Source organism: Neorhizobium galegae (assembly GCF_021391675.1).
Taxonomy (GTDB): Bacteria; Pseudomonadota; Alphaproteobacteria; order Rhizobiales; family Rhizobiaceae; genus Neorhizobium; species Neorhizobium galegae_B.
The window spans coordinates 14,473-33,346 of sequence record NZ_CP090095.1 but is presented as its reverse complement, the minus strand read 5'-3'; the positions used below and the strand labels follow the sequence as shown (position 1 = coordinate 33,346).

The 18,874-nt window shown below is 63.6% G+C and carries 12 protein-coding genes; 6 read left to right on the top strand and 6 right to left on the bottom strand.

What is annotated here, in order from left to right; translation table 11 throughout:
• Positions 1-392: 392 nt before the first annotated feature.
• From LZK81_RS00140 to trxA, 6 genes are all read left to right on the top strand, one after another.
• Positions 393-2,867, top strand: coding sequence for a PAS domain-containing sensor histidine kinase (locus tag LZK81_RS00140; protein WP_046611918.1), 2,475 nt, complete (start codon positions 393-395; stop codon positions 2,865-2,867).
• Positions 2,864-4,375, top strand: coding sequence for a tRNA (adenosine(37)-N6)-threonylcarbamoyltransferase complex ATPase subunit type 1 TsaE (gene tsaE / locus LZK81_RS00135; RefSeq protein ID WP_233954811.1), 1,512 nt, complete (start codon positions 2,864-2,866; stop codon positions 4,373-4,375). The genes LZK81_RS00140 and tsaE overlap by 4 nt, the downstream gene beginning before the upstream one ends.
• Before the next feature lie 12 nt (positions 4,376-4,387).
• Positions 4,388-5,134: a nucleotidyltransferase family protein gene (locus LZK81_RS00130; RefSeq protein WP_233954810.1), complete on the top strand. Its 747-nt coding sequence runs from the start codon at positions 4,388-4,390 to the stop codon at positions 5,132-5,134.
• On the top strand, positions 5,131-8,334 hold the full coding sequence (addB, locus tag LZK81_RS00125; protein ID WP_233954809.1) for a double-strand break repair protein AddB: 3,204 nt from the start codon (positions 5,131-5,133) through the stop codon (positions 8,332-8,334). Before LZK81_RS00130 ends, addB begins: the two co-directional genes overlap by 4 nt.
• A complete protein-coding gene (gene addA, locus LZK81_RS00120) occupies positions 8,327-11,875 on the top strand; it encodes a double-strand break repair helicase AddA (protein WP_233954808.1) in 3,549 nt (1,182 codons plus the stop codon). Before addB ends, addA begins: the two co-directional genes overlap by 8 nt.
• Before the next feature lie 72 nt (positions 11,876-11,947).
• A complete protein-coding gene (gene trxA / locus LZK81_RS00115) occupies positions 11,948-12,268 on the top strand; it encodes a thioredoxin (RefSeq protein ID WP_007770439.1) in 321 nt (106 codons plus the stop codon).
• 81 nt (positions 12,269-12,349) lie between these two features.
• Here trxA and LZK81_RS00110 read toward each other — a convergent pair whose 3' ends face one another.
• From LZK81_RS00110 to LZK81_RS00085, 6 genes are all read right to left on the bottom strand, one after another.
• Positions 12,350-13,702: a bifunctional folylpolyglutamate synthase/dihydrofolate synthase gene (locus LZK81_RS00110; RefSeq protein WP_233954807.1), complete on the bottom strand. Its 1,353-nt coding sequence runs from the start codon at positions 13,700-13,702 to the stop codon at positions 12,350-12,352.
• A gap of 33 nt (positions 13,703-13,735) precedes the next feature.
• Positions 13,736-14,632, bottom strand: a complete 897-nt coding sequence (gene accD / locus LZK81_RS00105) for an acetyl-CoA carboxylase, carboxyltransferase subunit beta (RefSeq protein WP_233954806.1) — start codon at positions 14,630-14,632, stop codon at positions 13,736-13,738.
• Between the two features lie 39 nt (positions 14,633-14,671).
• The gene (trpA, locus tag LZK81_RS00100; protein WP_046611890.1) at positions 14,672-15,511 is read right to left on the bottom strand and encodes a tryptophan synthase subunit alpha; all 840 of its coding nucleotides are present in this window, start codon (positions 15,509-15,511) and stop codon (positions 14,672-14,674) included.
• A 1-nt stretch (position 15,512) separates the two neighbouring features.
• The gene (gene trpB, locus LZK81_RS00095) at positions 15,513-16,733 is read right to left on the bottom strand and encodes a tryptophan synthase subunit beta (RefSeq protein WP_046607935.1); all 1,221 of its coding nucleotides are present in this window, start codon (positions 16,731-16,733) and stop codon (positions 15,513-15,515) included.
• A gap of 11 nt (positions 16,734-16,744) precedes the next feature.
• Positions 16,745-17,401, bottom strand: a complete 657-nt coding sequence (locus LZK81_RS00090) for a phosphoribosylanthranilate isomerase (protein ID WP_233954805.1) — start codon at positions 17,399-17,401, stop codon at positions 16,745-16,747.
• A 652-nt stretch (positions 17,402-18,053) separates the two neighbouring features.
• The gene (locus LZK81_RS00085; protein ID WP_233954804.1) at positions 18,054-18,815 is read right to left on the bottom strand and encodes a M48 family metallopeptidase; all 762 of its coding nucleotides are present in this window, start codon (positions 18,813-18,815) and stop codon (positions 18,054-18,056) included.
• Between the last annotated feature and the right edge of the window lie 59 nt (positions 18,816-18,874).

The following is an 18,874-nucleotide window of genomic DNA, read 5'->3' as shown; positions in this document are numbered from 1 at the left end:
CAATAGCCGGTCAATCCACAAGATATGGTAGCCGCGGCCTTGACAAAGGCCGCGGCTTCTTTTTTGGGCGCATCCCTTCCCGGCGATTCCCTAAGCAAGTATTGTTTTAGAACTTGATTCGCGCCTTCCCAGGAGCGTGATGCCGAAAGCCGCCCACGGTTTTCGGACATCGTCGCGCTCCCACCATATGATTGGGAGCCGTCCGGCTACGGGCAAGGCACGATGTGGTATGTCTTGTCGATGAGCGGCAATTGGACGGAGACAGACCGGATATGTCGGTAAAAAAAATGAGCTCGTCAGAACGGGCCGATCCTCTTTGCGGCGAAGCGAAAGCTCCGGCTTTGCGTTCCCTTCTCGGGCGTTCCGTTTTCGGATCTCCGGACGATAACGCGATGGTCGGCAAGCTTCGCCGGCTGGCGCTGTTCGGCAGCGCTTTCCTCTCGGGCACAGCCCTTTCCGGGCTCGCGACGGCAGCGCTTGCGCAGCAGTCCGGCAATGCGGCTGTCCGCCTTTTCTCCTCCACGGAAGTCATCATCTCTTCGTTGGTGATGGGCGCGCTCGGTGCCGCCCTGTTTTCGGCCATCTGGCTGGTGCGTCAGCGCGGCAATATGGAAGCCGAATCCCAGGAAATGCGCAGCGCCCTTTCCGACGCGCAGCAGCGGATTTCCAAGTTCGAAGCCCTGATCGCCGACAAGAACCGGCGGATCGTCGTGTGGGAAAGCGGTTCCTCGAAACCGGAATTCCTCGGCCAGCTGCCGGCGGAAACCGGCGCGCCGCAGCAGGACCGCGAATTTCTCGCCTTTGGCCGCTGGATGCGCGGCAGCTCGGCAAGTGAACTGGAAAAGTCCGTCGAACTGCTGCGGGTCGAAGCCCGCTCCTTCGACATGGTCGTCGAGACCAACCGCGACGAAATCCTGGAAGTGCAGGGCCGTGTTTCAGGCGGCAAGGCCTTCGTCCGCTTCATCGCACTCAACAACCTGCGCGCCGAACTTGCCGAGCTCAAGATCGAGCGCGAGCGGCTGACGAGTTCGATCATGATGTTCCATTCGCTGCTCGACGCCATCGAGCATCCGGTCTGGCGCCGCGATTCGCAGGGCAGGCTCACCTGGGTGAACCACGCCTATGGCGATGCCGTGGAGGCTCCGACGCCCGCGCAGGCCCTCGAGGACGGCCGCGAATTTCTGGGCTCTATCGCACGCGAAAAGGTCAGGTCGGCGGCAACCTCCACCTCACCTTTCCATGACCGGATATCCACGGTCGTGCACGGAAACCGGACAATGTTCGACGTCGTCGACGTCGTTGCACCCGGCGGTTCGGCAGGCTTGGCCGTCGACGTTTCCGAGGCGGAAGCGGTGCGCGAGGAACTGAAGCGGACGCTGAAGAGCCACGCCGAAACACTCGACCATCTGGCGACGCCTGTCGCCATCTTCGACGGCGAGCGCCGGCTGCAGTTCTACAACCAGGCTTTCGTGCAGCTCTGGGGCTTCACCCTGCCTTTCCTCGATTCCAGGCCGGACAATAGCGAGCTGCTCGACAAACTGCGCAGCGAAGGCAAGCTGCCGGAGCAGCTCAGCTGGCGGAGCTGGAAGGACGCGGCCTTGTCCGTCTACCAATCTCCCAATACCCAGACCGACCTCTGGCATCTGCCGAACGGCCAGACACTGCGCGTGATCGCCACCGCCCATCCGCAGGGCGGCGCCACCTGGGTGTTCGAGAACCTTACCGAACAGGTGGATCTCGAGACCCGTTACAATACGCTGGTCCAGGTCCAGGGCGAAACGATCGACCATTTGTCCGAGGGCGTCGCCGTCTTCGGGCCGGACGGGCGCATCCGCCTGTCCAACCCCGCCTTCCGGGCGCTCTGGGGCATCACCGCCGAAGAATCCAAGCCCGGCACGCATATCAAGGCGATCGAGACCGCCTGCGCGCCATCCTACGACAAGCAGGATGGCTGGCGCCGCTTCGGCCAGATGCTGACCAATTTCGACGACGAGCGCCCCTCGCTGCAGGGTACGTTCGAACTCTATTCCGGCCTGATCCTCGACTATGCCGTGACGCCGCTGCCGAACGCCCAGACGATGCTCACATTCGTCGACATGACGGCAAGCGCGCGGGCGGAACGGGCGCTCAAGGAAAAGAACGAGGCGCTGCAGAAGGCAGACGAGCTCAAGAACGATTTCGTCCAGCACGTCTCCTACGAACTGCGCTCGCCGCTGACCAATATCATCGGCTTCACCGATCTTCTGAAGACGCCGGGCATCGGCCCGTTGAACGAGCGGCAGTCGGAATATATCGATCATATCTCGACGTCATCGTCGGTTCTCCTGACGATCGTCAACGACATCCTCGATCTGGCGACCGTCGATGCCGGGATCATGCAGCTCAACTATTCCGAAATGGCCATCGATGACCTGCTCGACGACGTGGCCATGCAGATCGCCGACCGGCTGCACGAAAACGGCGTGACGCTGGCGATCACCGCGCCGGCCGGTCTCGGCACCATCGTCGCCGACCAGCAGCGGCTGAAGCAGATCCTCATCAAGCTGCTCACCAATGCCACCAACTTTGCGCCGGACGGCTCGGCCATCACGCTCAACTGCTGGCGCACCCACAGCGACGTGTTCTTCTCGGTGACCGACAAGGGTCCGGGCATTCCGGAAGATATCCTGAAAACCGTGTTCGACCGCTTCTCGGCCAATGCCAAGGGTGGCAAGCGCTCGGGCGCCGGCCTCGGCCTTTCGATCGTCGAAAGCTTCGTGACGCTGCATCATGGCGATGTCGCAATCGACAGCAAGCCCGGCCAGGGAACCACGGTTACGTGCCGCATTCCAAGCGGCACGACGGCGCGGTCCGTCGCCGCCGAATGAGTGGTGAGACGGCCCTTACCCTGACGCTTGCCGACGAGGCCGAAACGATCCGCCTCGGCGAAGACCTGGCATTGGCGCTGAACAAGGGCGACTGGATCGCCCTTTCCGGCGATCTCGGCGCCGGCAAATCGACCTTCGCACGGGCTTTTTTGCGCGCGCTGGCCGATGACGTTGAACTCGAAGTGCCGAGCCCGACCTTCACGCTGGTGCAGAGTTACGAGCTGCGCATTCCGGTCTCGCATTTCGATCTCTATCGGCTGGGCGATTCCTCCGAATTGGACGAGCTTGGTTTCGACGAGGCGCTTTCCAACGGCATCTGTCTGGTGGAATGGCCCGAGGTCGCCGACAACCTGCTGCCGCAGGCCCGCATCCAGCTTCGGCTCGAACAGCACGGCAGCGGCCGGACCGCGACGATCACCGCCCCGGACGCACAGATGCAGCGCATCCGCCGCGTGCTGGCGATCCGCGAATTCCTCGACAGCCATGGCTATCCCGGCGCCCGGCGGCGGTTCCTCACCGGCGACGCTTCGACACGCGCCTATGAGAGCGTGACAATCGCAAACGGCGAAACGCTGATCCTGATGGACTGGCCGCGCCCGGCGCAAGGGCCGCCGGTTCTCGACGGAAAACCCTATCCCAAGGTCGCGCATCTCGCAGAAGACCCCTACCCCTTCGTGGCGATCGACGAATACCTGCGCGAACTGGGGCTGGCAGCGCCGGAAGTGCTGCATGTGGATTACGACCAGGGCATCCTGCTGATCGAAAATCTCGGCGAAGAGGGTGCCGTCGACGAAGACGGCAATCCCATCGAGGAGCGCTACCGGGAAAGCATCGTGTGCCTCGCCTTCCTGCACAGCCACGAGATGCGCCAGGACCTGCCGGTCGGCGACGGGCATATCCATCACATCCCAGATTTCGATCCCACGGCGATGAAGATGGAGGCCCGGCTTCTGATCGACTGGCATCTGCCCTGGAAGCGCGGCACGCCTGCGACCGACGAGGAACGGCAGGAATACCTGGAGATCTGGGACAACCTGGTCCGCGAGCTCGACGGCGTCGAGAAGAACCTGCTGCTGCGCGATTTCCATTCGCCGAACATCATCTGGCGGCCACATGAATCCGGCGTGCGGCGCGTCGGCCTGATCGATTTCCAGGATTCGATGATCGGCCCGACCGCCTATGACCTCGCCTCGATCGTCCAGGACGCGCGAGTGGACATTCCGAAGGCGCTTGCCGATCAGCTGATGCTGGACTACGTGACGCTTCGCCGTGCCCTCGGGGCCTTCGACGAGCCGACGTTCCTGAAGGCCTGGGCGATCATGGCGGCACAGCGCAACTGCAAGCTTGCCGGTCTCTGGGTGCGGCTCTTGCAGCGGGACGGCAAGCCGGGCTATCTGAAGCACATGCCGCGGACGCTCCGCTATCTCGCGACGGCGCTGAGCCACGATGTGCTCAGCCCCTTGCGCGATTGGTGCCGTCGGGCTGGAATAGAACTGCCCGAATCATAAATACGGTTCCCGATGACCATTCAACGAGCCCCCATCAAACAGGCGATGGTGCTTGCCGCAGGGCTCGGCACCCGTATGCGGCCGATCACCAACACGATGCCGAAGCCGCTGGTGCCGGTCGCCGGCAAGCCGATGATCGATTATGTGCTGGATTCGCTGAGAGAAGCCGGCGTCGAGCGCGCCGTCGTCAACGTGCACCACTTCGCCGACCAGATGGCGGCGCATCTTGCGGCCTATAAGGGCCTCGAAATCCTCATCTCCGACGAGCGCGACGCGCTGATGAACAATGGCGGCGGGATCGTGAAGGGGCTGAAGCTTCTCGATCGCAGCACGATTTTCGTCATGAATGCCGACCTCTTCTGGATCGGCGAGACACCGGGCAAGCCCACCAACCTGCAGCACCTGGCCGGATTCTTCGACCCTGAGCGCATGGACATGGCGATGCTCTGCGTCGATATCGACAACACGACCGGGCACAACGGCGTCAACGATTTCGGCATGGACGCGGATGGCCGGTTGAGGCGTTACCGCTTCGATCCGACCAATCCGGTCGTCTATGCCGGCGCCTTCGCGATGAGCCCGTCCTTCCTCGACGACGCGCCGTCCGACGCGTTCAACATCAACATCTATTTCGACAAGGCGATCACCCGCGGCCGGCTCTTTGGCACGATGCTCGACGGCCACTGGATCACCGTCGGCACGCCGGAAGCGCTGCCGGAAGCCGAAGCGGTGATCGCGCGCTATCCGGTGGAGGCATGACCACCCTATCCGGCAAGAAGCGGGTCTTCTCGATTGGAGCCGGAGCGCCGTTCCTCAAGACCGTGGCAGCGGCACTCTGCGACGGCCGGCTCAACGAGACCTTCCGCTACGATCCGGCCGATCCGCTTTCGCTTGCCGACGTGACCATCTATGTGCCGACGCGGCGCTCAGCCCGCGTGCTGCGCTCGGAATTCGTCGACCTGCTCGGCGGCCGCTCGGCGATCCTGCCGGTCATCCGGCCGCTTGGCGAAACCGACGACGACAGCGGTTATTTCGACCTCGTGGCACCCGAGGAGATGGACCTGGCGCTGCCGATCGGCGGCACCGCGCGGCTGCTGGAGCTCGGCCGGCTGATCCTTGCCTGGCGCAACCAACTTCCGAAAATCGTGCTCGACGTGCATTCGGAATCGCCGCTCGTCGCGCCCGCCAGCCCCGCCGATGCGATCTGGCTTGCCCGGGCGCTTGCCGAACTCATCGATGCGGTCGAAACCGAAGAGCGCGACTGGGCCGACCTGAAAAAACTCGATACCGGCGAACATGCGCTCTGGTGGCAGCTGACCGCCGAGTTCCTGTCGATCGCCAGCGCCTTCTGGCCGCTGCGGCTGGAAGAACTGCGCCGTTCTTCGCCGGCAAAACATCAGGCGTCGATCCTGCGCGGCGAGGCCCGGCGGATTTCCCTGAGAGAGCATAAAGGCCCGGTGATTGTTGCGGGTTCCACCGGTTCGGTGCCCGCTGCCGCCGACCTGATCGCCGCGATCTCCCACCTTCCGAACGGCACCGTCGTGCTGCCCGGCCTGGATCTTTCGATGCCGGCGGATCAATGGGCAATGATCGGCGAAGAGGCTTTCGACGGCAAACCCGAACCCGCCAGCCGCAGCCATTCGCAATTCGGACTGTCGCGGCTGCTCAAAAAGCTCGGCGTGACGCGGGAAGACGTGGAAGTGCTCGGCGAGGTTCCCGACGATCTCGCCTTCCGCGCCGAAGCGCTCTCCCAGGCGCTGGTGCCCGCCAAGGCGACCGACCGCTGGAGCACCTGGCGGGACAGCGCCGATCCCGGCCTCCTCGCCCAGGCTTTTGCCGACGTCTCACTGATCGAGTCCTCGAACGAGCGCGAGGAGGCTGTGGCGATCGCCATCGCGCTGCGCCTGGCGCTCGAACAGCCGGGCAAAAATGGCGGCGAGAGCCAGGCGGCGCTGATCACGCCAGACCGCGCGCTCGCCCGCCGGGTGACCGCCGAGCTTTCCCGTTTCGGCCTTCTCGCCGACGATTCCGCCGGTTCGCCGCTGTCGGGCACGCCGCAGGGCACGCTGGCGCAGCTTCTCCTCGAAGCGACGCTCCGGCCGGGCGACCCGGTGGCGATGGTCGCGCTGATCAAGCACCCGCTGATGCGGCTCGGCCTGCCAGTCGAAGATCTGCGTTCAGCGGTCGAGGCGCTCGAAATTCTGGCGCTGCGCGGCGGCATCGGCGACATGGATATTTCGGCGCTGGAACCGCTGCTCGAAACCCAGCTTGCCGCGCAGCTCGAAGACCGGCACGCGCCGCATTGGCGGCTGTCCCTGCCTGCCGACGCTGCCGACAAGGCCCGCGACCTCGCCCGGCGGCTGGCGAAAGCCGTCGAACCGCTTGCCTCCGCCCTCATCCGTCGACGTCCGGATGGGCGCGGCCTCACGGCAAAGCTCCCGCTGTCCGACTGGGCCGAACGCACGGGCCGCGCGCTGGAAGCGATCTGCATCGACGAACGGCAGAACCTCGCGGCGCTCTGGTCCGGCGAGGCCGGCGAACGGCTGGCGGGACTTCTGTCCGAAGTCATGGAGACCGACGGGCAGATGGAGGCGGACGGTCCGCAATGGATCGATATCGTCATGGCGCTGACAACCGGTGAGGCGGTAAAGCCCCGTTCGCTCAGCCATCCGCGCATCTTCATTTTCGGTACGCTGGAAGCCCGGCTGCAGAGCGTCGATACGATGATTCTCGGTGGACTCAACGAGGGCTCGTGGCCGGGCCAGACGGTCAACAACCCCTTCCTGTCCCGCACCATGAAGACCGATATGGGGCTGGAGCCGCCGGAACGGCGGATCGGCCAGCTTGCCCACGATTTCGAAATGGCCTGCGGCACGCGGCATCTCATCCTGTCGCGTTCGATGCGGCAAGGATCAACGCCGACCGTCGCCTCGCGCTGGCTGCAGCGGCTGCTGGCCCTGGGTGGCCGGCAGTTCGCCGACGAGCTCCGGACACGCGGTCACCAATATCGCGATTGGGCCTCGATGATCGATGCCGGCGAAAACCAGCCGGTCTCCAAACGCCCAGCCCCGAAGCCGCCGGCGGATCTGCAGCCGGTGAAATATTCCTTCAGCGAGGTGGGACGCCTGCGCCGCGACCCTTATTCCATCTATGCCCGCCGCATCCTGAAGCTCGATCCGCTCGATCCGTTCAACCGCGATCCCGGCGCCTCCGAGCGCGGCACGCTCTATCACGCGATCATCGATCGCTACACGCGCGAAGGCCACAAGCCCGGCACGCCTGCGGCCAAAGAGGCGATCCGCCGGATCACCGAGGAACTGTTCGACGCCGAGTTGCTGCCCCCGCATATCGACCGCGTCTGGCGGCCGCGTTTTGTCGAAGTGGCAAGAGCCTTCCTGGACTGGGAAGTCGAGCGCGCACCGGATATCCGCAGGACGATGACGGAGGTCGGAGCAGGCTGGGAACTGGAGCCCGCCGGCATCCGCGTCACCGGCATTGCCGACCGGATCGATATCAAGGGTTCCGGCCTTGCCGATCTCGTCGATTACAAGACCGGCCTCAGCCCCTCCGTGTCCCAGGCCCGGGCGCTGCTCGATCCGCAACTTGGCCTTGAGGCGGCGGCCCTGAGGGCCGGAGCTTTCAAGGATGCGGGTCCGTTGACGCCCGACCAGCTGCTCTATGTCCGGCTTCGCCCCGGCGACCGGTTCCGGGAAGACAAGGTCAACAACGAGGGTTCGAGCGCTACGGCCAAGCGCCAGCCGAAATCCGCGATCGATCTGGCGGACGAATCGCTTGAACAGCTGACCCGGTTCGTGATCACGCTGCGCAATGGCGAAGCCGGCTTCGCATCCCGCCTCGTCCCGATGGCGCAGAATGATTTCGGCGGCGAATACGACCATCTCGCCCGTGTGGCCGAATGGTCGACGGCCGACGACGAGGAGGCGGAAGCCGATGAGTGATCTGGCTCCGGAGGGCGACGACCCGATCAAGTGGATCGACTGGACGACGGTACAGCAGTCGCTTGCCTCGGATCCCGTCAGCTCCGCCTGGGTTTCGGCCAATGCCGGCTCCGGCAAGACGCATGTGCTGACCCAGCGGGTCATCCGGCTGCTGCTCGCCGGCTGCCGGCCATCGTCGATCCTGTGCCTCACCTACACGAAGGCTGCGGCATCGGAGATGTCGAACCGCGTCTTCCATCGGCTCTCGGAATGGACGGTGCTTTCCGATGACGAGCTCCGGAAAAGGATCGCCGGCATCGAAGGTGCTGAGCCGGATTCCCTCAAGCTCGCCGAAGCGCGAAGACTGTTCGCCAAGGCGCTGGAAACGCCGGGCGGGCTGAAGATCCAGACCATCCACGCCTTCTGCGAAGCGCTGCTGCACCAGTTTCCGCTCGAAGCCAATGTCGCGGGGCATTTTTCGGTGCTCGACGACCGCGCCGCCTCCGCCCTGCTTGCTGACGCACGCCGTTCGCTGCTGACGGCAACGTCGGCGGAGGAAGACCCGGTGCTTGCAGAGGCCTTTGCGCATGTGCTGGATCTCGGGGACGAATTCGGGCTGGAAACGCTGCTCGGCGATATCATCGCCAAGCGCACCGCGATCCGCCGCTTCGTTGCCCATGCCGAACGGCACGGCGGCATCGGCGTAGAACTCAAGCACGCCCTGGGGCTCGGGCCAGCCGACACGGAAGACAGTATCGCTGCCGGCTACTGGCCCCTGCCCGGCCTCTCTGGCCTGACGCTCGATCTTTATCTCGCGCTCGCCGACCAGAAGGGCGGCCAGAAGGTCACGGACGTGGCCTACGGTCTCCGGCTGGTCGCCAAGGAGCCGGACGTCCTGAAGCGCGCCCAGCATCTCGACCAGATCTTTCTCACCCGAGAGGGCAAGCCGAAGGCCGACAGTTCGCTGATCGCCAAGGCGATGACGACGACTGCGCCGGAACTGGCCGATGCCGTGGCCACCGCTCGCGCCCATGTTGTCGCCTGTCGCGACCGGCTGCGGCTGGTCAGGATGTTCCTCGCAACCAAGGCGGCGCTGACGCTGGCGCAACGCCTCAACGACGACTACGAGGACCTGAAGAAACAGCGCAGCCTGCTCGATTTCGAGGACCTGATCGCCCGCACCGCCGATCTTCTCACCCGCGACGGCGTCGGCGCCTGGGTGCATTACAAGCTGGACCAGGGCATAGACCACATTCTCGTCGACGAGGCTCAGGACACCAGCCCGATCCAGTGGACGGTGATCAAGTCGCTGGCCGAGGATTTCTATTCCGGTGCAAGCGCCCGCGGAACCCGCCGCACCATCTTTGCGGTCGGTGACGAAAAGCAGTCGATCTATTCCTTCCAGGGTGCCCGGCCGGAGCGGTTTGCGGAAGAACGCAGCGAGACGGAAAAACGGGTGCGGGCCAGCGACCAGGCCTTCCACTCGGTGCGGCTGCCGCTCTCCTTCCGGTCCACGGCCGATGTGCTCGCAGCCGTCGATCAGGTGTTTTCGCTCGAGGAGAATTTCCGCGGCCTCAGCGCACTCGGCGAACCGGTGCAGCACCGCTCCAACCGGATCGGCCATCCGGGCGCAGTCGATCTGTGGGATGTCGTGGTGCCGGAAGTCTCCGAACAGGAGGAGGACTGGACCGCGCCGTTCGATTCGACACCCGACAAGGCGCCGTCTGCCATTCTCGCAAGCCGGATCGCCAACCGGATCGAGGAGATGATCGGCAAGGAAATGATCATCGAAAAGGGCATCGAGCGGCCGATCGAGGCCGGCGATATCCTCGTTCTGGTGAGAAAACGCGATGCCTTCGTCAATGCGCTGACCCGGGCGCTGAAACGCCGCGACAACATTCCCGTCGCCGGGGCCGACCGGCTGCGGCTGACGAGCCATATCGCCGTGCAGGATCTTCTGGCGCTCGGCCGTTTCCTGCTGCTGCCGCAGGACGATCTTTCGCTGGCGGCCCTCCTCAAGAGCCCGCTCTTCAATCTCTCCGAGGAGGATGTCTTCGAAGTCGCGGCACTGCGGGCCGAAAACACCGGTGCCTGGGCGCAGCTCAACCGTCTGAGCGAGGAACAGCCGCTCCGGTTCCGCGATGCAGCCGACAGGCTCCAGCATCTGCTTGCCCTTTCGCGGCAACTCAGTCCGCATGATCTGTTTGCCCGGATTCTCGGGGCGCAAGGCGGGCGGCGGAAATTCCTTGGCCGGCTCGGTACCGAGGCGGGCGATATTCTCGACGAGTTCCTGACCTTTGCGCTCGACCACGAGACCAATGGACTGCCGGGCCTGCAGGCGTTCATTTCGACGCTCGAGATCGAATCGCCGGAGGTGAAGCGCGAGCAGGACGGCGGCCGCAACGAGGTGCGGATCATGACCGTGCATGCCTCCAAAGGCCTGGAGGCCCCGGTCGTGTTCCTGGTCGACAGCGGCTCGAAGGCATTCATTTCCTCGCATGTGCCGAAATTCCGGCTGCTTCGGATCGGCGGCGAAAGCGTTCCGGCCTGGGTGCCGGGCAAGATGCTGAGCAATGCGATGACGGCCGCCGATGACGATCGGATCAGGACTTCGACCGAGGAAGAATATCGCCGGCTGCTCTACGTGGGGATGACACGGGCCGCCGACCGGCTGATCGTCTGCGGTTATCGCGGCAAGATCGACAATCCCGATACCTGGCAGTCGATGATTTCCAAGGCGCTTGCCGCCGACGAGCACCATTGCAGCCCGGCGGAATTCCATGGGTCCGAGGGCCAATGGGGCGGCTTCAAGTGGCGGCTTCCGGCGGCCCCCCGCCAGGCACCGAAGGCGGCGCACAAGGAGGCGGCAGCAGCTGACAAACGGCCGCTTCCCACGGCTCTCTCCCGTCCCCTGCCGGCCCAGAAAATCCTGCCGCGGCCACTCAGCCCTTCCGGTGCAGGAACGATGATCGACGACGACGCGGACGATCTGATCGTCACCTCGCCGCTGTTCGCCACTGACCAGAAAGACAGTGCGGGGCTGGCGCTGCAGAAGGGCAAGCTGGTTCACCGCATGCTGCAGATGCTGACGGATTTCCCCGAGGCCGAACGCGCCTCTGCCGCCCGGCGGTATGCGGACCGCGCCGCCCGTTTCTGGCCGGCCGCGGAGCGCGAAAAGCTCGTCGGCAGCGTCATGTCGGTGCTTTCGCATGCCGAACTGAGGCCGGTCTTTTCCGAGCGCAGCCAGTCGGAAGTCTCGATCATGGGCACGCTGGCGCTCGAGGGCCGCGACTACGCGATCACCGGCCGCATCGACCGGCTGGTGGTGACCGAAGACCGGGTGATCATTCTCGACTACAAGACCAATCGCGTGCCGCCGAAGACCTCGGAGGACGTGCCGCTCTCGCATCGCGCCCAGCTCGCCATCTATCGCGAGATCCTGAAACCGCTTTATCCGGCAAAGGATTTTGAATGCGTGCTGGTCTATACCGAGTCGGCGCAGGTCATGTCGCTGCCACCGGGCCTGCTGTCACGCTCGCTTGCAGAACTCAAAACAAAGTGAGATAGCGGCCATTGAAAACTTTGAGCGGGAAGCTCACATTTATGCCAACAGAGAATCGTGAAGGAGTGCCCTATGGCTACCGTAAAAGTCGATAACAGCAACTTCCAGACCGAAGTCCTCGACTCCGCTCAGCCGGTCGTCGTGGATTTCTGGGCTGAATGGTGCGGCCCTTGCAAAATGATCGGTCCGAGCCTCGAAGAAATTTCGAACGAGCTCGCCGGCAAGGTGAAGGTCGTCAAGCTGAATATCGACGAAAATCCTGAGCTGGCTGCCCAGTTCGGCGTGCGCTCGATCCCGACGCTTGCCATGTTCAAGGGTGGCGAAGTCGCCGACATCAAGGTTGGTGCTGCTCCGAAGACTGCCCTTTCGGCCTGGATTTCCAGCGCCGCCTAACTTCCAGTCGCATGCCCGCATAAAGAAGCCCGGCTGTTCCCTGCAGCCGGGCTTTTTCTTTTGCTATCGCGGCCCCTGCTGTCAGGTTGGCGGGGTGCCGTTGTCGGCAAGCACATTGCCGGCGAAATAAAGCGAGCCGCCGATCAGGATGCGCGGCGGCGGAGCGCCCGGCACCTGGCGGCGGGTGATTTCCTGCAGAGCCTCGGCCGCGGAGCCGGCGGGTTCTGCCACCAGACCCGCGTCAAAGGCGGCATGGGCGAGAACCACCGGGTCGAGGCCCGATTCGCTGCCGCGGATGCGCACGGTGAAGACGTGTTCGGCGATATCGGCAAAGGCGCGAAAGTAGCCGATCGGGTCCTTGGTGTTGATCATCCCGGCGATGATGTAGAGCGGCCGGGCCTGGCGTTCCTCGAAGGAGGCCATTGCCTCGGCGATCACCTCGCCGGCGCCGGGATTGTGCCCGCCATCCAGCCAGATTTCAGAGCCTTCGGGCGCATATTGGAGTAGTTTGCCTTCGGTCAGCTTCTGGAGGCGGGCCGGCCATTCGACGGCCGCCATCGCCTTTTCCATCATCGCTTCGGTGACGGTAAAGCCAGCAGCCTTGACGGCACGAATGGCGGCGGCAGCATTGGCATATTGATGGCGGCCCGGCAGCCGCGGCAGCGGCAGATCGGCAAGACCGAATTCGTCCTGGTAGATCAGCCGGCCGAACTCCTCGTGGGCGGAAAATTCCTGGCCGTAAACGGCGGTCGGACAGCCGAGCCGGTCGGCGGTCGAGACCAGCACGTCGCGGGCCGCTTCGAATTCCTGATGGCCGATGACGACGGGACGGCCGCGCTTCATGATGCCGGCCTTTTCGGCGGCAATCAGTTCGACCCGATCGCCGAGATAGGCCTGATGATCGAGCGAGATCGGCATGATGACCGAAACGGCCGGATCGGAAATGACGTTGGTGGCATCGAAGCGGCCACCGAGGCCGACCTCGAGGATCACCGCATCGCCCGGCTGTTCGGAGAACAACAGGAAAGTCGCGGCCGTCAGGATTTCGAAGACGGTGATCATCTGGCCGTCATTGGCCGCCGCGATGCGCCGCAGGGCATCTGCCAGCATCTCGTCGCTGACGATCTGGCTGCGGCCGCCCTTGACGCCGATCCGATAGCGTTCGTGCCAGTGCACGAGATGTGGGGACGTGTGGACATGCGTCGCGTAACCGCCCGCCTCGAGCAGGGCGCGGCAGAAGGCGGTCACGGAGCCCTTGCCGTTGGTGCCGGCCACATGGATGACCCGCGGCAGCTTCTTGTGCGGATTGCCCAGCATTTCGAGCAGGCGGGTAATTCTGTCGAGCGAAAGATCGAAACCCTTCGGATGAAGGGTCATCAGTCGTTCAATTTCCCGCTCGGCCTCGCTCACAACGGGCTCGTTCATGGTCGTCATCCCGCCGCTCCGGCTTTCGATGCTCTCTTTCGGTCAAGCGCTGAGCGCGATGGGCGCCGGGAGCGCTTCCTGGACAGGCTGTTTCGTCAGCATCTTCAGGGTTTTGGCCAGCGTCGACGGAATGTCGTGGCGCTTCACCACCATATCGACCATGCCATGCTCCAGCAGGTATTCCGAGGTCTGGAAACCTTCCGGGAGCTTTTCGCGCAGCGTCTGCTCGATGACGCGCTTGCCGGCGAAACCGATTTCAGCGCCCGGCTCGGCGATATGGACATCACCCAGCATGGCATAGGAGGCGGTGACGCCGCCGGTCGTCGGGTTGGTCAGGACGACGATATAAGGCAGGCCCGCTTCCTTCAGCATGTCGACCGCGACCGTGGTGCGCGGCAGCTGCATCAGCGACAGGATGCCTTCCTGCATGCGCGCGCCGCCGGAAGCCGGGAAGATCACCAGCGGGCATTTTTCGGTCACGGCCCGTTCGCAAGCCCGGACGATCGCCTCGCCGGCCGCCATGCCGAGCGAACCACCGATGAAGTTGAATTCATGGACGATGGCCACGAGCTTGAGGCCCTGGACTTCGCCGAGACCGGCGAGGATCGTGTCCTCCTGCTCGGTCTTGATGCGGCTGTCCTTCAGACGGTCGGCATAACGCTTCGAATCGCGGAATTTCAGCGGATCCTGGGCGACCTTCGGCTGCGGAAACGCTTCGAAGACACCGCCGTCGAAGAGATCGACGAGACGGGACTTGGCGGGCATCTTCATGTGGAAGCCGGAAGCGGGGATGACCCACTTGTTTTCTTCCAGGTCCTTATGAAAGACCATTTCCCCGGTTTCCGGGCACTTGATCCAGAGATTTTCCGGAACGTCCCGGTTGGGACGACCGAGCATGGAGTTGATGCGCGGCCGGACGTAATTGGTGATCCAGTTCACTTGGCGTACTCCCGATTAACTCAAGCCTAATGTGGGAAACTATTCGGCGGCAACAAGGCGGGCAGCGCGCACGCCGGTTGCAAGGCCCCGAACCAGGGTTGCGACTGCAGCCACGGTATCCGGACCGGCCTTGCCATCCTTGGTGAGGCTGCCGGCGATCTGGCTGACGATTGCCGAGCCGACAACGACACCATCCGCCGCAGCGCCGATTGCCTTGGCGTGATCGGCGGTCTTGACGCCGAAACCGACACAGACCGGCAGAGCCGTATGGCCCTTGATGCGGTTGACCGCGCCGGATACCAGCGACGGATCGGGCAGCGCCGAACCGGTAATGCCGTTCATCGAGACGTAATAGACGAAGCCGGAGGTGTTTTTGAGAACAGCCGGCAGACGCTTGTCGTCGGTAGTCGGCGTGGCAAGCCTGATGAAGTTGACGCCCTTTGCAAGCGCCGGGATGCAGAGCTCGTCATCCATTTCCGGCGGCAGGTCGACGACGATCAGGCCGTCGATGCCGGAGGCGATCGCGTCATCGAGGAATTTCTCGACGCCGTAGACATAGATCGGGTTGTAGTAGCCCATCATGACGATCGGCGTCTCGGCATCGCCTTCGCGGAACCTGCGTGCGAGTTCGAGCGTCTTTGCGAGCGTCTGGCCACCCTTCAGGGCGCGCTGGCCGGCCATCTGGATCGCCGGGCCGTCGGCCATCGGATCGGAGAACGGCATGCCGAGCTCGATGATATCGGCGCCGGCGCCGGGCAGCGCTTTCATGATGCCGAGCGAGGTCTCGAAGTCCGGATCGCCGCCCATGAAATAGGTGATCAGGGCGGGGCGGCCTTCTGCCTTGAGGGCCGCGAAACGATTGTCCATGCGTGTCGTCATATCACACTTCCATTCCGAGAATCTTGGCGACGGTGAAGATATCCTTGTCTCCACGGCCCGACAGATTCATCAGGATGATTTCGTCCTTGCCCATCTTCGGGGCACGCTTGATCACTTCGGCGAGCGCATGGCTCGGCTCCAGCGCCGGGATGATGCCTTCGAGACGGGTCAGCACCTGGAAGGCGTCGAGCGCTTCCTGGTCCATGATCGGCACGTATTCGGCACGGCCGATCGAATGCAGCCAGCTATGTTCCGGACCGATGCCGGGGTAATCGAGGCCGGCCGAGACCGAATGGCCTTCGAGGATCTGACCGTCGCCGTCCTGCAGCAGATAGGTACGGTTGCCGTGCAGCACGCCCGGCGATCCGGCGGTGATCGAAGCGCAATGTTCGACGCCCTGGAGGCCGCGGCCGCCTGCTTCTACGCCGACGATCTTGACGCTCTGATCATCCAGGAACGGATGGAAGATGCCGATCGCATTCGAACCGCCGCCAACGGCCGCAATGACCACGTCAGGCAGCCTGCCTTCGGCTTCCAGCAGCTGGGCGCGGGCTTCGGTGCCGATGACCGACTGGAAGTCGCGGACCATTTCCGGATAGGGATGCGGACCGGCAGCAGTGCCGATCAGGTAATAGGTGTCGTCGACATTGGTGACCCAATCGCGCAGCGCCTCGTTCATGGCGTCCTTCAGCGTGCCGTTGCCGGCGGTCACCGGAATGACTTCGGCGCCGAGGAGCTTCATGCGGAAGACGTTCGGGGCCTGGCGCTCGACGTCGGTGGCGCCCATGTAGACGACGCAGGGGAAACCGAAACGGGCGGCAACGGTTGCGGACGCAACGCCATGCTGGCCGGCGCCGGTCTCGGCGATAATGCGGGTCTTGCCCATGCGCTTGGCGAGCAGGATCTGACCGATGCAGTTGTTGATCTTGTGCGAACCGGTATGGTTCAGCTCTTCGCGCTTGAAATAGATCTTTGCGCCGCCAAGATGTTCGGTCAGGCGCTCGGCGAAATAGAGCGGGCTAGGACGGCCGATATAATGGGCGCCGAGATCAGCCAGTTCCGCCTGGAAGGCAGGATCGTTCTTCGCCTTTTCCCATTCGCCCTGGAGATCCAGGATCAGCGGCATCAGCGTTTCGGCGACGAAGCGCCCGCCGAAAATACCGAAACGGCCATCCTCATCGGGGCCGGCACGGAACGAATTGGGTTGTGGCGTCTCGTTCACTCTCTACTCCCTCACGCGCCCTTCCGACCCGCATCTGCGACGGCATCGAAAAACGCATCGATCATTCCAAGGTCCTTGATACCCGGCGCGCTTTCCACGCCAGACGATAGGTCGATACCGCTTGCCCGCGTCGATTTGAGGGCGAGAACGGCATTATCCTTGTTCAATCCTCCCGAAAGCATGTAATCCACGCCCTCGTCAAGGGAAGCCATCAGGCTCCAGTCAAAGGAAATGCCGTTGCCGCCCGGCAATTCGGATCCGGCAGGCGCTTTGGCATCGAAAAGAAAGCGGTCGGCTACGCCGATATACGGATCAATCCGGTCAAGATCGCCAGCTTCCTTCACCGAGAAAACCTTCATGACCGGCAGACCGAAGAGCGTTTTCACCTGCAGAACCCGTTCCGGGCTCTCGTTGCCATGCAGCTGCAGGATGTCGGGCCGCACCATGGATACGATGTCGTCCAGCTCCTCGTCATCGGCATCGACCGTCACCGCGACGAGCTTCACCCGTCCGCGGACTCGATCGGCGAGGTCACCGGCAAGGTCGGGCTCGACATAACGCGGGCTCTTGGCGAAAAAGATGAAGCCGATATGCGAGGCCCCCCGCGCCACGGCGCGATCGACAGCCTCGGGGGTCTTCAACCCGCAGATCTTGATATCAGGTTTCATGACGTGCGGATTGACATGAAATTTGGCCGGAGTCGAGGCAAATCATGGCGGACGGAGTGCGCCCTTGGTGATCCCAGACATTTCAGTTTCGGCCGGGACACGTCGTATGCCTCGAATTGAAATTTTAATAATGACACGCGACGTGTCCCGTTCGGTGTGTTTTTCCGCGCAACTCCGGTCCCTCTGCGGCGGTATGGAATTTAACTCCGTGGAAATGAGCACGGATGCCATACCGGGTTGTGTGCGATACACGCACGCCCCGCCGTTTTTCAGGCGAGAGGAGGACCATTTTCTGCGCAGCCCCTGGCAACCCGCTTGCATAACAGCGGTTCGCCAGATCACCGGTCCCATCTCGCCGGTAATGCTGGCCGGTGTAGCCGAAACGGGGCGAGGGGATTGTAGGCATGGGTTTGAGCGGCGGGGATGAGAAGGTTGTTAAGTGTTTGATGCCGCTGATGAGGCATGCGGAATATGCGTCTTTAGATCGGTGTCTGCGAGTGGATCCTCGGGTCAAGCCCGAGGATGACGGAGGAGAGGCTGGCGGGCTGATCAAGGAGAGGACTGGGGAAAGAGCGACGGATCGCGGAAGAACAGGCACGGCATACAACGTCGTCATCCTCGGGCTTGACCCGAGGATCCATCTGCCTCCGCGTCACTCGAAATCGATCGCGTGCAGCTGCGAGCCGTGCTGTTTCAGCCATTTGCGCGCTTCCTCCATGCGCGGGCAGAGCTCTCTGCACAAGGCCCAGAATTTCGGGCCGTGGTTCATCTCCTTCAGGTGCGCCACTTCATGGGCGGCGAGATAGTCGATGATCAGAGGCGGGGCCATGACGATGCGCCAGGAGAAGCTGAGGTTTCCGTCCCAGGAGCAGGATCCCCAGCGGCTGCGGGTGTCCTTCATGGAGACAGACTTGATCGGCTTGCGGATGGCGGCGGCGTGGCGGGCGACCAGCACTTCGAGATCCTTGCGCGCCTCCTTCTTGAAGAAGGCGGAGAGCCGGCGGCCCATGTGCTCCTCGAGGCCGCTGACCCTCAGTACCGGTTCGCCGTCGATCAGCACCGCCTCGGTGAGGCCGCGCAGCGTGCCGGTATGTTCGATCCGGTGAGGCACGCCGCGAAAGGCGATGCGGCCGCCGGGGCGAATCGCATTGTCCGCCGAGAATTTCGCCAACTTGGTCAGCAGCCAGCCCTGATGGCGGTCGAGGAAATCATCGATCTCGCGCTTCAGCAGGCCCGCCGGCACGGTGAGATTGAGCGCGCGGCCGCCGGGTTCGATCCGGAGCGTGATACGGGTGGCACGGCGGTTCTCCCTGATCGTCAGCGGCATCGCCCGATCGCCGACATCAAGGGTCCGCTTCACCGTTTCGAGCGGTTTCGGTTTGGAGCGGACTGGCTTTTTCAGAAGCGCGAACATGGACCCTTTCTAGCCGATTCCTTTACATAAAAAAGCCGGCGCCTCACAGACGCCGGCTT